At 39.9% G+C, this 13940-nt stretch carries 20 protein-coding genes; 11 read left to right on the top strand and 9 right to left on the bottom strand.

Translation table 11 applies throughout. From position 1 onward, the window contains the following. Positions 1 to 34 precede the first annotated feature (34 nt). Positions 35 to 493, bottom strand: coding sequence for a GNAT family N-acetyltransferase (locus ABFG93_RS03850; protein ID WP_347550786.1), 459 nt, complete (start codon positions 491 to 493; stop codon positions 35 to 37). 147 nt (positions 494 to 640) lie between these two features. Between ABFG93_RS03850 and ABFG93_RS03845 the strand changes: the two genes are divergently transcribed. Together ABFG93_RS03845 and ABFG93_RS03840 are read left to right on the top strand one after the other, a co-directional pair. Beyond that, positions 641 to 1309 carry a diphthine--ammonia ligase gene (locus tag ABFG93_RS03845; protein ID WP_347550784.1) on the top strand — a complete coding sequence of 223 codons (669 nt, stop codon included), beginning with the start codon at positions 641 to 643 and terminating at the stop codon, positions 1307 to 1309. A gap of 46 nt (positions 1310 to 1355) precedes the next feature. Beyond that, complete coding sequence (locus ABFG93_RS03840) at positions 1356 to 1937, top strand: SGNH/GDSL hydrolase family protein (protein WP_347550782.1); 582 nt, start codon at positions 1356 to 1358, stop codon at positions 1935 to 1937. 41 nt (positions 1938 to 1978) lie between these two features. On the opposite strand, the gene ABFG93_RS03835 is transcribed toward ABFG93_RS03840, so the two are convergent. The 3 genes from ABFG93_RS03835 to ABFG93_RS03825 form a co-directional block, all read right to left on the bottom strand. After that, positions 1979 to 2197 (bottom strand): DUF3813 domain-containing protein, encoded by a 219-nt coding sequence (locus tag ABFG93_RS03835; protein ID WP_347550781.1) that lies wholly within the window; start codon positions 2195 to 2197, stop codon positions 1979 to 1981. A 2-nt stretch (positions 2198 to 2199) separates the two neighbouring features. Further along, on the bottom strand, positions 2200 to 2340 hold the full coding sequence (locus ABFG93_RS03830; RefSeq protein ID WP_347550779.1) for a hypothetical protein: 141 nt from the start codon (positions 2338 to 2340) through the stop codon (positions 2200 to 2202). Positions 2341 to 2442: 102 nt separating this feature from the next. Next, a complete protein-coding gene (locus ABFG93_RS03825) occupies positions 2443 to 3282 on the bottom strand; it encodes a Cof-type HAD-IIB family hydrolase (protein ID WP_347550777.1) in 840 nt (279 codons plus the stop codon). A 246-nt stretch (positions 3283 to 3528) separates the two neighbouring features. Here ABFG93_RS03825 and ABFG93_RS03820 point away from each other — a divergent pair, with 246 nt between their 5' ends. From ABFG93_RS03820 to ABFG93_RS03810, 3 genes are all read left to right on the top strand, one after another. Then, the gene (locus tag ABFG93_RS03820; protein ID WP_347550776.1) at positions 3529 to 3849 is read left to right on the top strand and encodes a hypothetical protein; all 321 of its coding nucleotides are present in this window, start codon (positions 3529 to 3531) and stop codon (positions 3847 to 3849) included. A 241-nt stretch (positions 3850 to 4090) separates the two neighbouring features. Further along, on the top strand, positions 4091 to 4858 hold the full coding sequence (gene yjfP, locus ABFG93_RS03815; RefSeq protein WP_347550774.1) for an esterase: 768 nt from the start codon (positions 4091 to 4093) through the stop codon (positions 4856 to 4858). A gap of 96 nt (positions 4859 to 4954) precedes the next feature. Further along, entirely contained in the window at positions 4955 to 5251 is a 297-nt protein-coding gene (locus ABFG93_RS03810; RefSeq protein ID WP_347552750.1) for a metal-sulfur cluster assembly factor, read from the top strand. 91 nt (positions 5252 to 5342) lie between these two features. Here the strand turns inward: ABFG93_RS03810 and ABFG93_RS03805 are convergent, their stop codons facing one another. Continuing rightward, on the bottom strand, positions 5343 to 7010 hold the full coding sequence (locus ABFG93_RS03805) for a LysM peptidoglycan-binding domain-containing protein (RefSeq protein ID WP_347550772.1): 1668 nt from the start codon (positions 7008 to 7010) through the stop codon (positions 5343 to 5345). A 127-nt stretch (positions 7011 to 7137) separates the two neighbouring features. On the opposite strand from ABFG93_RS03805, the gene ABFG93_RS03800 reads away from it, so the two are divergent. From ABFG93_RS03800 to ABFG93_RS03785, 4 genes are read left to right on the top strand one after another with little or no spacing between them, the layout of a single operon-like run. Then, the gene (locus ABFG93_RS03800; protein WP_347550770.1) at positions 7138 to 8397 is read left to right on the top strand and encodes a molybdopterin molybdotransferase MoeA; all 1260 of its coding nucleotides are present in this window, start codon (positions 7138 to 7140) and stop codon (positions 8395 to 8397) included. Further along, positions 8394 to 8894 (top strand): molybdopterin-guanine dinucleotide biosynthesis protein B, encoded by a 501-nt coding sequence (mobB, locus tag ABFG93_RS03795; RefSeq protein ID WP_347550768.1) that lies wholly within the window; start codon positions 8394 to 8396, stop codon positions 8892 to 8894. Before ABFG93_RS03800 ends, mobB begins: the two co-directional genes overlap by 4 nt. 1 nt (position 8895) lies before the next feature. Continuing rightward, the gene (locus tag ABFG93_RS03790; RefSeq protein WP_347550767.1) at positions 8896 to 9357 is read left to right on the top strand and encodes a molybdenum cofactor biosynthesis protein MoaE; all 462 of its coding nucleotides are present in this window, start codon (positions 8896 to 8898) and stop codon (positions 9355 to 9357) included. Further along, a complete protein-coding gene (locus tag ABFG93_RS03785) occupies positions 9354 to 9587 on the top strand; it encodes a MoaD/ThiS family protein (RefSeq protein WP_347550765.1) in 234 nt (77 codons plus the stop codon). The genes ABFG93_RS03790 and ABFG93_RS03785 overlap by 4 nt, the downstream gene beginning before the upstream one ends. A 353-nt stretch (positions 9588 to 9940) precedes the next feature. On the opposite strand, the gene ABFG93_RS03780 is transcribed toward ABFG93_RS03785, so the two are convergent. Beyond that, positions 9941 to 10630 carry a Crp/Fnr family transcriptional regulator gene (locus tag ABFG93_RS03780; protein ID WP_347550764.1) on the bottom strand — a complete coding sequence of 230 codons (690 nt, stop codon included), beginning with the start codon at positions 10628 to 10630 and terminating at the stop codon, positions 9941 to 9943. A 108-nt stretch (positions 10631 to 10738) separates the two neighbouring features. After that, the gene (locus ABFG93_RS03775; RefSeq protein WP_347550762.1) at positions 10739 to 11545 is read right to left on the bottom strand and encodes an undecaprenyl-diphosphate phosphatase; all 807 of its coding nucleotides are present in this window, start codon (positions 11543 to 11545) and stop codon (positions 10739 to 10741) included. Between the two features lie 172 nt (positions 11546 to 11717). Between ABFG93_RS03775 and ABFG93_RS03770 the strand changes: the two genes are divergently transcribed. Then, on the top strand, positions 11718 to 11906 hold the full coding sequence (locus ABFG93_RS03770) for a YjzC family protein (RefSeq protein WP_347550760.1): 189 nt from the start codon (positions 11718 to 11720) through the stop codon (positions 11904 to 11906). 54 nt (positions 11907 to 11960) lie between these two features. Here the strand turns inward: ABFG93_RS03770 and ABFG93_RS03765 are convergent, their stop codons facing one another. Then, complete coding sequence (locus ABFG93_RS03765; protein ID WP_347550758.1) at positions 11961 to 12140, bottom strand: YjzD family protein; 180 nt, start codon at positions 12138 to 12140, stop codon at positions 11961 to 11963. Positions 12141 to 12449: 309 nt separating this feature from the next. Here ABFG93_RS03765 and ABFG93_RS03760 point away from each other — a divergent pair, with 309 nt between their 5' ends. Next, positions 12450 to 13172 (top strand): alpha/beta hydrolase, encoded by a 723-nt coding sequence (locus ABFG93_RS03760; RefSeq protein ID WP_347550756.1) that lies wholly within the window; start codon positions 12450 to 12452, stop codon positions 13170 to 13172. On the opposite strand, the gene ABFG93_RS03755 is transcribed toward ABFG93_RS03760, so the two are convergent. After that, positions 13169 to 13918, bottom strand: a complete 750-nt coding sequence (locus tag ABFG93_RS03755; RefSeq protein WP_347552749.1) for an NAD(P)/FAD-dependent oxidoreductase — start codon at positions 13916 to 13918, stop codon at positions 13169 to 13171. The genes ABFG93_RS03760 and ABFG93_RS03755 overlap by 4 nt on opposite strands. Between the last annotated feature and the right edge of the window lie 22 nt (positions 13919 to 13940).

The following is a 13940-nucleotide window of genomic DNA, read 5'->3' as shown; positions in this document are numbered from 1 at the left end:
AGTGTATCAGAAACATCTCCAACAGCAAACGAAATTAAGAGGAGAAGGTGAAGCCGTATCGTTTTGATACAATATCGTGGAAACCAAGCGAATTGTACAAATGCTTTGTTACTGCATTATTAATGCCTGTTTCTAACTCTATTCCCTTGATTCCCTCATTCTCAGCCCAGTAGATCACATGAAGGAGGAGCTTTCGTCCAATGCCCCTATTCCTTGCATCCGGGTCTACAAACAATTCGTTCAACCATATGTATGGTCCACCGCTTGAAAGACTAACGCCAATATTAAAGAAAGCGATACCAAGAAAGTTATCATCAGCCTCAGCCACAACGATTCGAGACGCTGATTGTTCCTCAAGAGCAAGTTCGATTCCTCTTACAATTTTATCATAGCTACCATCGTGTTCAGAACGTGTAATCTGTTTCATCAATAATCTTGAAACTTTTGCAATCACTTCTTCGTTTGTTTGGCTCGATAGCTGGTATACATCCATTACCGTTCCACCTCCGTCATACTGTTTCGACTTTATTCATAAGAATCCCTGTTGGTTTTTCTTGAAGAAAATATTAAATAATTTCTAGATATTTGAAACATTCAGCTATTTTCATTCGTCTATAAGAGTAGGAAGGAGCCATACAAAATGAAACTCCTCTTTTCATGGAGCACTGGAAAAGATAGCGCTCTGGCTTTATACGATTGTTTGAATGATCCAGGTCAACTCATAACAGGTTTATGGACGACCATTAATGATCACAATGACACCATTTCATTTCATGGTGTCAGCAGGCATCTAGTCAAAGCACAGGCAGAAGCAATCGGTCTTCCTCTAACGCTAACAAATTTACCAGAAAACTGTACAAATACGCAATACGAAGAACTTATTAAAAAAGTTCTTGTGTCTGTTAAAGAAAACGGGGTAACCGGTGTTGCCTTTGCAGATTTGTTTTTACAAGATATTCGGGACTACCGTGTGAAACAAGTTAATGATATTGGGCTAAAGGGAATATTCCCTTTATGGCAACATTCAACCATACGAACAGCCCATCGGTTTTTAGCGACGGGTTTTAAAGCCGTTATAACCACCGTTGACAGTACTAAAATTGATCCTAAATGGATTGGGAGAGCGTATGATGAAGAGTTTTTGCGAGATCTTTCAGCCAATGTGGATCCCTGCGGGGAGAATGGGGAATTTCATACATTCGTTTATGCCGGCCCAATATTTAAATATTCTATTCCATACGTTATAACACATGAGGTTAAAAATGGTCCATACATAACAGCAATATTGACATGTGGTTTAGAGGGGTGATTTCAGGCAATCACAGACGATGGTTAAATAAGGGGGTAGGTAGCGGATGCCAGTATTGGTGTGTTTTGGAGATTGTTTAACGGCAGGGGAAGTGGATGATAAAGGAAATGAGCGTTTGACTTCACGTATTAGAAGTGCGCTTGATGAATGGATTGTCATCAATGCAGGGTCGTCCCCTACTACAAGGGAAGGGGTTTCAAGATTTCAATCAGATGTTATGAGCTATCAACCTGATTATGTAACCATTTTCTTTGGGACACAGGAAGCGTGTCTTGATCATGGATCTGAGGTGAAGGAATTCGAAAGAAATATAGAGTATATGGTCAATAGTCTTCCTCCAGAAAGGGTCATACTTATTTCGCCTTCTCCAGTGATCAACGAAGAAAATACCAAATTAACGAATCGAAAAATTGAAGGGTATGCTGAAAGAATCAAACATCTTTCAGAAACATTTGGAACACGTCATATTGATTTATGGCATCTTATTCAAGACCATCGCAAAAGCAAAACGCTTTATGAAAATGACGGTGTTCAACTAAGCGGGAAAGGTTATAAGCTTATCACACAGGAAGTTCTGCGATCACTCGGAAAAAAAACAACCTTTAAACGGATAATTAAGCTATTTTAAGAAAGAAACCCGGCGTAGGCCGGGTTTTCTTTCTGAGAAAATTAAAAGGGTTTATTAGACGTTTCATGGCTTAGTTCCTGAACAATTTCCTGGTAAGAAGTGAGCTGTTCTTTCTCGGCACTGGTGGACTGGTGAAAAGCAGCAGAAAGGTTATTTACGGCCACATTAATCTGTTGAGAAAGATCCTGATGTCCATCTGCAGCCATTTGTTCCGCTTTTTCGACCGCTTCTCGAGCCAGTTGAAAATGACGGTTAGCCATCCTTATTCACCACCAGACAAATTCTCTTGCTGCTGTTGTTTGCGCTGGTTACTCATGCTCGTTAAATCATGCTGATCCATCTGGCGAACTGCGCGATCTGCGCCTTCTTTAACCATTCTTTTTGTTTTGCTATTCTTTGCCATGATGATTCCCCCCCTTTCATTAGATAGGATGAGTCCATTGAACCGTTATTATGCGACCTGTCTTATTATTTTTCGTAAAATAGGTATATTAAAAAGACAGCCTTACGATAGCTGTCTTTTGTCCTTTATTGCGATATTTAGTCTCTCTTCAAGAAAAGCTGCGAGTCCATCTTGTTCATTTGTTAGCGTAATCTCATTCGCAATGTTCTTTAGTTGATTGATGGCATTCCCCATGGCAACACCAGTGCCTGCGTACTCAATCATTTCAAGGTCATTGTCTTCATCACCGAATGCGATGATACGATCCTGTGGGACATTAAAATGATTCGCAAGACGCTTCAAGCCAACAGCTTTATTTAATCCAGCTCTTACAATTTCAATAACATTTAGCGGGGCAGTCCAAACTCGATGCTCGATCATTTCAGCGTGATGCTCCTTTAACATCGTACGCAGGTTTGCTAACTGCTCTTCATGGGGGTGGATGAGAAGTGACGTCGGGTCAACTTTTAAATTTGTATGAATTTCTCCCGTATAAATAGAGGATTGATCCATAATCATATTCTTCATAATAAGCTCATCATGCTGGTGAAGGTAAACATCATCAAGCACTTCAACCATTATGTTTTTAACATTGATTTCACTACAAGACTCTATAATCGATTTTGCTGTTTCTAATTCCATCGGGGAATGGAACGTTCCAAAAGAGTGATCGAGAGGGTGATGAACATAAGCCCCATTGAAATTAACAATTGGAGAATCAAGCATCAATTCGTTATAGTAACGTACACTCGCGCGATAGGGTCTCCCTGTTGCAATCGCAACATGATGTCCCTGTCTTTTTGCTTCAAGAATGACCGATTTTGTTCGTTCGGAAATATTTTTTTCATCATTTAACAACGTTCCATCAAGATCAATTGCGATTAGATGCGGTTTAGTTGTCATAAAAGCTCCTTTGAAAAGTGTCTTTTAAGTAGCTCTCACTTGAGTCTACATTCTTATTGTACAATGCTCGAGATTATGTGTCTATTTCTCCTGCACTTATATATGGAAATAATACAAAGTCAGCATTCCATCACTTTCACTAAATTAAAAAAATCACAACCATGTTAAAAGGAAATGACAATCGTTTGAGGAATAATGAAGAAGGGTAAAACATTACTATTATTCCATTGGAGGTGTCAGTCGATTATGACTAAAAAACAAACATTGCTTTTATCAAGTATAGCTGCTGCAAGTACAATCGGCATTTCATCCTATCTGTTAAAGGATCAGGAGAAGAGAGACAAGCTTAAAACAAAGGCAAACGATTTCCGTAAGCAGGTTTTCAAGAAATTCAGCGATAGTTTACCAATTGAAAAAGCAGGAAATCCTACCACACCGGATCAAGCTGATGATAGTGGTGACAGTAAAATGGTTTACGAAGGTTCTCAATTTCCAACTCAGTATTATAATAAGCTAGAAAACATGAAAAGTGTTGAAGAAAGCAATGAGGAACAGGTAAAGAAATAAATGAAACTCCCATTAGAGGCAGTTTTCGAACATTCCCCTCTGATGGGTAGTTCAACCAAATTGTCAGTATAAGTTTAAGCATGCAAGCATAGCTTGCATGTTTTTTTTATATTGGTAATCATTAAAGCTTTCTTGAAGAGTTCTGAATATTTACCTTGAATTCTCAGTTGCGCCAAATTTTTCATCGGCCGGGTTGAGTGGTACGATAGAGTAGAGCAATACATGGTAAAGGAGCCTGTACATGATTACAATCGAAAATGAACAATTCGAAAATATCTCTGTTCTGCACGTCGTTCATGCAGATGGAGCAAATGAAAAGCTTCCTCTAGTAATGTTTCAGCATGGTTTTACAAGTGCAAAGGAGCACAATCTGCACATTGCTTACTTACTTGCAGAAGAAGGTTATCGCGTCGTATTACCGGATGCAATTCATCATGGAGAACGATTAAATGATTTATCAGAGAAGAAACGTCAATATGTGTTCTGGGAAATCGTTATTCAGAGTCTCAATGAATTAGATCGTATTCGACAGCATTATGTTGATAAAGGCCTTGTTCAAGAGGACCGAATCGGCATGTCGGGTACCTCAATGGGGGGGATTTTAACATTTGGTGCACTTACCCAGTATCCTTGGATTAAAGCGGCTGTATCATTAATGGGATCACCATCTTATTTCAAGCTTGCAAATGCGCAAATACGCTACTTGAAGGAAGAAGGATTCAGTCTCCCGATTTCCGAAGAAGAGATGAAGAAACAAATCGAAGGCTTGCAATCTTATGATCTTTCCCTCCAGAAGGAGAAGCTGAATAGACGCCCGCTAATGATGTGGCATAGTACGGTTGATAAGGTTGTACCTTATACACTTACATATGACTTTTACAATCAGATTTCTCCCCTTTATGAAGGTAGTGAGGAGAACCTTAAATTTATTAAAGATGAAACGTCTGGTCACAAGGTTTCAAGAGAAGCTGTTCTTGCTCTTGTAGATTGGTTTAAAACGCATCTATAAAATGAAGGCTTTTCGGTTTAACTTGAAACTTAGTTTGTTATAATGGTAGATGGAAGTACATGCAAGAAAGGAGAGATTGAAGTGACAGATCAAGAAATGAGAGATAAATTGTTTGAAGCTCTTGAGAATGTAATTGACCCTGAGCTTGGTATAGACATAGTAAACCTTGGCCTAGTTTATGAAGCCGATCTTAACGATGAAGGTGTCGCACAAGTCGTTATGACATTGACTGCAATGGGTTGTCCTCTAGCAGGAACAATTGTAGCTGATGTTAAGCGCGCCTTATCGGACGTCGAGGAAGTTAAAGATGCAGATGTAAACATCGTCTGGAACCCACCGTGGTCAAAAGACAATATGTCTCGCTACGCGAAAATTGCGCTTGGGATTACGTGATAAATAATGAGAAGGAAGAGGGAGTACCCTCTTCCTTTTTTCTTTTTAAAAAGGGATAAAATTTCAGTGTTTTTAAAGTGGTGAGCTGTTCTTATTCAGTACGTTCCACAATTACCTTATCTTTAATCATACTCCAAATTGCCGGGTCTTCCATCCCAAGACGCCATAGCGCAACGCCTTGAACTCCGAGAGCATTTGCTAAGCGAATTTTTGCTTCAATGCTTTGCTGATTTTCAAACCAGACTTCGTGTTGATTTCCTTCCTCATCTTCATATTTGAAGAAAGGTGTTTTTCGTTCTTCGTTAAATTGCACTTCAGCATTATACTTTTTCTTTAACTTCATGGCCATATCATATGTCACGTAAGTGCTTTTTCCAGTATCAAGATTAAAATCAAATCCAAATACGGAAATAGCGGATACCAATTTCTCAGGAGGAATTCGCGTTTTGGCATAAGTCATCACTTTCTCCATCCAGCCTGCTGTTACTGCAGGACCTGGAGGACTTCCTGGCCAGCCGAACTCGTTATATAGCATAACGATGAATTGATCGACTGCTTTACCGATTTCCGCATAGTTAAATGGATCGGAGAACGGGTTTACGAGCTCATCTGAAGCACGTGATGGAACGCTTGCTGAGAAGAAATACCCTTTTTTTCTGAGCTCTTCTCCAATTGTTTGGTACAAAAGCGTTAATTTATCTGAATCCTCGATATAAACATCCTCAATGTCAATGTCTACACCATCAAAATTGTATTTCTCTATTAATTTTACTAAGTTTAGTGCAAATGCTCTCCGGTTTTCTTCACTGGATACAAGTGTCTGGACGACTTTCTTACTCGGTTCTGTGTCGCCTTTTTTATATAAAAGATTATGAACTACTGGCAATATTTTAATATTTTGATCATGAGCGAGCTGTACGAGTTTTTCAATCTCCCGATCAGTGAACTTACCGAATTTCTCTATTGTAGTTGGGTTTGACTGACTGATTCGAAATAAAAATAGTGCAAGCTGGGATAGTTCTGAGCGGTTTGATACAAACGACTTATAAGACGAAGGAAGTGACGGGCCCTCTTCAAGCGTATAATAACCAACAATCCTAGATAAAGGTTTGTCATCTCCATACGCCTTAAATTGAACAACACTGTCAGAGATCCATCCATCTGTACCGTCGTACAACTCGACTTTGTACCAGTTTCCGCGAATCCCTTTTACCCCAAGTTTAGCCCCGGCTTTCATTTGAGTAATGCTGTTATATCCTTTGCCGGGCCCTGTACGGATGTTCGCTCGGTCAGTTTTTACAACCACTTCAGTGTAAATAGGAATTTTCAGCGTTTGGCCGATTGTTAATGCGTCAGATGAAAGGTTATTTAGTACGATAATGCTTTTCGTAGTTGTGTTAAAATTGGTAGCGATCGAATAAAGGCTATCTCCAGCTTTAACCGTATAATCTGTTCGCATCATCCTCTGGCTACCAGGGACATCAAGCTGCTGCCCGACATAAATAAGGTTGGATTGTAGCTGATTCATTTTCTTTATTTCATCTACAGGAGCATGAAAGCGTTCAGAGATCGATAGCAGTGTATCTCCCTGTTGAACCGTGTAAGTAGCAGATGAAGGGATTCGGAGCATCTGACCTACATAAATAATATTGGAATTAAGCTGGTTTGATTGTTTAATATGATCAACAGACCGATTATGAGATTCTGCAATTGTAAGTAGCGTATCTCCAGGTTTTACCCGATATTGACTTAGAGACATGATCATCACTCCTTTCCATATAAGATGCATCACTAACAATCTATTCAGCTGAAGGTTTAATCATTCATGTCTGGTAGGGATCTTTGATACAATAAAGATGAAAATCATAATAGATGGGGATGAAGTCATGATGGAGAGAAGAAAGCCAATCACAGTTCAAGAAGCAATTGAAAAGGTGATGGCGCTTTCGTATGAGGGCGCAACTGAAATGGTTCCACTAGAAGATAGTGATGGTCGCCATCTTGGCGTAGATCTAAAAGCCGATCATGATGTGCCACCATTTGATCGATCACCTTACGATGGTTTTGCCATTAAAGCGGAAGATACATATGAAGCAAATAAAGATTCACCGATAAAGTTAGAGGTTATTGAAGAAATTGGTGCGGGGACAGTGGCATCAAAAGTACCGGAGAAGAATGAAGCGGTTCGGATTATGACAGGTGCACCAATTCCTGAAGGAACAAACGCGGTCATCATGCTTGAACTTGTTCAAGAAATGATCGAAGATGGAAAAAAGCTGATTCAAATTAAACGAAAAGTGAACAGAGGAGATAATCTGTCGTTACGAGGTGAAGACACAAAGGAAGGAACTGTTTTAATTCAAAGAGGTTCAAGAATAACACCGGGAGTTAAAGCTTTGCTTGCCACATTTGGATATGCTAACGTGCCTGTAGCTGTTAAGCCAGAAGTCGGTATCTTTGCAACTGGAACTGAGTTATTAGATCCTGAGGAAGCGCTTGAAGCCGGTAAAATTCGCAACAGTAATTCACCGATGATTGAAGGGCAGGTCAAATCGGTTGGTGCAAAGCCGATTTATTTAGGTAAGCTAGACGATGATTTTGAAACGTGCTTCTCCTCGGTCCAGGAAGCACTTAAGAAGGTTGATATTCTGATTACAACAGGTGGCGTATCCGTTGGAGATTACGATTATCTACCTGCGATTTATGAAAAGCTTGGCGCGACTGTCTTATTTAATAAAGTTGGTATGAGACCGGGAAGCGTAACGACCGTGGCCGAATGGAATGGAAAATTATTATTTGGACTTTCAGGGAATCCATCAGCTTGTTTTGTTGGCTTCGAGCTTTTTGCAAGACCGATATTGAAACGAGCGTTATTTTCAAAAGCACCTTATCGCTTGCAAAGTAAAGGAATACTATTAACCGATTTTCCAAAACCTAATCCATTCACACGATTTGTTCGTTGCAGGACAGAGGAAAGAGAAGGACGCATTTATGTGAAACCTACAGGGCTTGATAAATCTGGTAGTGTAACGTCGCTTGCTGAGGCTAATGCATTTGCCGTTCTTCCAGGCGGCACCCGTGACTTCAAAGCGTCAGACCTTGTTGATTTACTAGTACTTCGAGATGAAGGGTCAGAATATCTGTGAATACACCAATTCTTCAAGTGATTGGCTATCAAAATAGTGGAAAAACGCTTTTTCTAGAACGATTTATTAAAAAAGCCACGGAAATCGGCTTGCTAGTCGGTGTTATTAAACATCATGGGCACGGGCAACCAGATCTTTATGATGAAACGAAAGATACAGGACGACATCGTATAGCGGGTGCAAAGGTGACAGGTGTAAGCGGTGGAGGGATGCTGTCTTTACAAGCTACAATGGTTGGAGACTGGGAACTTGATCGATTACTAAAGCTCTATCAGGCTTTTGAGCTTGATCTTATTCTTGTTGAAGGCTACAAAGAAAAGCCACTTCCTAAAATCGTTATGCTTCGTAGTAAAGAAGATAAGCGTCTTTTAAAAATGGAAAACATTCGTTATGTGATAACAGGTGAGCAGATGGATACCGGAGTTTATCCGAGTTATCTAACTGAAAAAATGGATGTGTGTATTTGCGATCTATTAAATGAACTGAAGGGAGAATGAAATGACTTATTTTAATATCACCTCAGATGAGATCAATGTGAATGCTGTCATCGACAGCGTTATTCATCCTGAAGCAGGTGCCATTAATTCCTTCATTGGTACAGTGAGAGAGTTTACTGGTGAAAAGCAAACCGTTTCGCTTCAATATGAGGCGTATCCATCGATGGCTGAAAAACAGCTGAGACGGATTGGTGAAGAAATAAATGAAAAGTGGCCTGGTGTTAGAACGTCAATTGTTCATCGAGTAGGCAAACTGCAAATAAGTGATATCGCGGTCGTAATTGCTGTAGCATCTCCACACCGAGCAGAAAGTTACGATGCAAGCCGTTATGCGATTGAACGGATCAAACAGATTGTACCTATTTGGAAAAAAGAGTACTGGGTGAATGGTGAGGAGTGGGTCGGTGACCAGCTTGAGAAAACACCTTATCCAGAAGGGAAACCAGAGGGGGAGACCAAATGATTACGGTACTATTCTTTGCGGGACAACAGGAGTTAATCGGGCAGGAAAAGGTAGAACGAAGCGAAACAAATATTAGCATAGCGGTGCTGAAAAAAAAGCTAATGGACGAGTATCCAAAACTTTCGCTTACTAATACGATGACGGCCATTAATGAAGAATATGCGGAAGAAGATCGATTGGTAAAGGAAAACGATGTTGTCGCATTTATTCCACCGGTTAGTGGTGGATGATATGAGAAACACCCGGTGAGGGTGTTTTTTTGCACTTTAAGAATGTTTAACCTTTTTAAAGGACTAAAGTATAAGAAAAACTATGGCTTCCGCTAGGACTTGGCGGCAAGCCAAGTTTTTCTAATTTTAGAGAGTTCCAATAGTGGTACAGCGCCTGTTAATTAATGGGCCATTTCCCTTGACTAGAGCATGGTCCCTCGTTTTATTGCACTTTTCGATGGGCTCTTCCGCCTTTCGTGTCTAGCTATGACTCGCAGAAACGGAGATATTACTCTTTCACCGGAACACAAAAAGCGTGTTCCAGTTCAAGAGTTCCAATATCTCCGTTTCTAAACGCTCTTCTTCGCTTTTCTTTATAACCTACAAATTGTAATTGGGCAGTCTTCGCAGTGGAAGACGCAGCGGAGGAATTCGAGGTCGTGGATGGTGATTTTGCTTTCGGTAACGGATACTACGTCGGCTTTTTTTAGTTCGCTAAGAATGCGGTTGACGTTTTCTCTTGTTAAGCCGCAGAAATTCCCTAATTCTTGGTTTGTTAAAGGGAGGTCGATTAAGATTGAGTCGTCTCTGTTGATGCCGTATGTGTTGGATAATCGGATTAATGTAGAGTAAAGGGCACCTTTTTTCCCGTGTAGGAGTAAATCGCGAAATTTTGATTGGTTTTTACGGAAATTTTCGCCCATGAATTTCATGAATTCAGTTGCAAGCAAGGCATCGCTTGATAGGTTTTTTTCAAGAAGAGTTTGCTTTACATACAAGGCAGAGACGTTATCAATGGCCCATGCATTGGCAGAGAAGTTTAATTGTCCTGTATAAAGAGCAAGCTCACCAATCAGATCACCGGGTTTACAAATTTGGAGTGTTAATTCTCTTCCTTCAGATGTAAGTTTGTTTAACCGAACGTTTCCAGTTTGAATAAGAAGGAGGCGATCTGCTTTCATAACATCCATGTAGATTGCTTCGTCCTTCTGGAACGAGATTGTCTCGCCAGCTTCAGCTATCCATTTTTTTAGTGCGTCTGTTTTGATGGTTTCTTCTTGCAAGTTCAATCCTCCATAATTCCTGAGTATTCATTATTATCACATGTACCCTTTCCATATCATCACTGCGTTTACCTGTTTATGAAGACATAAAAAAACCGGCTGAGCCGGTTAAAAAATGAGGACAAGTGCACCTGCGATAAAGCAGTAGATGGCGAAATAAATTAAGTTGCCACGCGCCATAATATTCATGAACCATTTTAAAGAAAAGTAAGAAGCTATCAAAGATAATAAAAATGCTACTATGTAGGGAATTAGCAGGTCATTAAATCGAGGATCAGATAAAAGGTCGTCAAAACCTAATAACATTGTTCCAACACTGACCGGTATAAAAAGAAGGAAGGAGAAGCGTAATGCTGTCTCTTGTTTCATACCTATTCCCATTGCTGCTACGATTGTAGCACCTGAGCGGCTAATACCTGGAATTAAAGCAACTGCTTGTGCTAATCCTACAATGATGGCATCTCTAAAATTAAGTTCAGAGTCGCCTTTTGAGCCACGAAGGTTACGAATGAGCCATAGTGCGATACCTGTAATGATTAAAGTAGCCCCAACAATTTTAATTCCTTTAAGCTGCTCGCCAATAAAATCTTCAAACAAAAGTCCAAGTACAGCAGCAGGTATAGTACCGATGAGGAGGTACACAATGAACATAAAATCACTTTTCGAGCGCTGATCTCGTGATACGACGTAACTGAGTCCATTTGAAGTAAGACGGACAAGATCACTGCGGTAAATAATCAGAACAGCGATTAATGAAGCGAAGTTCATAAGAATTTCAAAACTTAACCCTTTGATTTCTAGTCCGAATAATTCCTGTGCAATAACGAGATGTCCACTTGATGAAATCGGAATAGGTTCAGTAAACCCCTGAAGCAGTCCGAGTAATGCGTATTTTATTAATTCCCACAGTTCCATGATGATGGCTCCTCCAATTATTGTTACAAAATAAATTGACACATGTATCCATTAAACACCAATGATTCCAATTTTGTAAAGGGGGATTTTCTGGCCCTATTACATAAAAAAGTATTCGATGTTGAATGCTGATAAAGGGGGCGAAGTTTCAAGATACAAAGGAGGCGGACAAATGGGCGGAGAAAATCGTCAATTCACTGTAGGACAGAAAGCACCTAACACTGGAGTTTACATTGAAATTGGTGAAACAGGCGGCATGGTCCAGGATCCAAAACAAATTGAGCTTAAAGCCGGAGATGAGTTTCCGGAATGTACGAATCAAAATCGAAAGTGGTCTAGAAAGCCGAAACCACATCATTAAACTTTTGTAGATGCAGAAACAAAGAAACAAGCGCCTGACGACAGGCGCTTGTTTCTATTGCTCAGCTGGATCGGATATTAAACTTTCACCAACCACCATTGCTGCAGCAGCAAGAATAATCCCGAAGAGAGATGCAGATGCAAAGTTATAATGCCCACCTTGCATGGATGCAAGTACATAGAAAATCATGTTGCTAAGTAGAAATCCCCAGATAATTGCCCAAAAATAGCGCACAAAAATTCACCTCATTTGTAAACGTATTCTATCAATTATCATACCATAAAGTAAATGGATTCGGCATCTACCAAATTAATTTATGGCTATAAACAGCCTGATTTAATACATAAATGAATGAAAGAAAAGCTATACCGGATTCAATAATTCATAAGTAAAGCATGGAAACAAACCATATAGCAGGCATTCACTAGATGGGCAGTAATAGAGAAAGAAATACGAAATTCCTTAAATATAGGCACTTCACCCATTCTTTCAAATGCTGTTTGCATAGGTTATACAGAAAGTGTTATGAGGCGAGGGGAGAGTATGTGTATTCGTAAACGAGCCTATCAATTAGACGGGGAGTGGACGATCGTTCTTGTCCCCGAACGGCCTAACGGGTTTGGCATTTTTATTATAGGTGGTCTAGTCCATTTTGTTGATTCTGAGTCCAGTTTCTGGCTACAAAATCACACGCGATCAAGAATGATTGAGGAATTTCTTGAAGCAGGATATACCATTTATACAAGTAATTTATATGGACGGCACTGGGGCTCACCAAAAGCCGTTAAATTAACTGAGCGAATTTATAACCTGGTGCATAAACAAGAAATCTTAAATCCAAAGGTTCACATCCTTGCTGAAGGGATGGGGGTTCTTGCTGCGAATGCATTTCTTAAAAACAAATATAGCCAGGTAAGATCGGCTGCCCTGTTGAATCCGTGTTTTGATGTGAAGAATTTAGTTCACCATGAACAGGAGCACCGTCTGTTCTATAAACGATTGATTCGAGAGCTAGCGATAGCGTATGAAGTCGAACGTGAAAATGTTCTAAAAGAAATAGAGGATTGCCGTATAGAGGTGACTTCGGCTCCCATCAAAGTGTGGCATCACAACAAAAGTCCATATTCCCTGGAGCAAATTAGACAGTTTGAACGTGTTCAGGAGGAATACGGGTTTCCGATAGATCTTGCATTATTAAGCGATAGTTATCACTCTCTAGGACAGAAAATGATTCGATTTTTTCAACTTCATGAAGGGAGACTTTAGCGATCAAGTCTAGTGATGTTCATGGGTGGGTGATAGCCGTATAGGATGAGATCTTTTAGTAATTCGGCACCAAGCATGCTATATACCGTGCTGTTTCTTCCATATACAAGCATGAAATACACTCCTTTATATTTAGGGTGTTTTCCAATGTAAGGAAGCCCGTCTTTTGTTGAACCAAAGACAGCGCTCCACTCGTAAGCAATAGATGTTCGTATTCCCGGGAACATGTCATGGAGTTTGTTAAGCAACTTTGGACCCTTTGTTTTTAATTCATCTTTTTTATTGACATTGGAATCCATGCCCCCGATTAATATCCGGTTATCAGCTGTTGTTCTTAAGTAATAATAAGGACGGTCTGTTTCCCAGATAAGCGATCGATTGTGCCAGCCAGGAAAAGTGTCAATCGGTTCAGTTGCGATTGTGAAAGTGCGCTCAATTAGAGCGCCTTTTATTTTTGCAAACTCCTGTGTTCTATAAACCGTTGCATAAACAACCTGATTCGCTTTAATTTCTCCCCTGTCTGTTTCAAAGAATAACCCTTCCTTTGTGAACCTATGCGAAAGGATCTCGGTATTCTCATAAATATCGACCCCTAATTGAGAAGCGTTTTTAGCAAGAGCTTGTGTAAAACGATAAGGGTTCATTTCAGCCTCTGATTTTGTATGTATTCCGCAAGGTGCTGTAAAAGAGTATCTATTCTCAATCATAGCCTTATCAAAATAATTAGCCTGAAACCCAAAACCCATATTCAATTAAAGCTTCATATTC

This window comes from Pseudalkalibacillus hwajinpoensis (assembly GCF_039851965.1).
GTDB lineage: Bacteria > Bacillota > Bacilli > Bacillales > Guptibacillaceae > Guptibacillus > Guptibacillus hwajinpoensis_E.
Note: the sequence above shows the minus strand (reverse complement) of the source record. Positions and strands in the feature narration are given on the sequence as shown.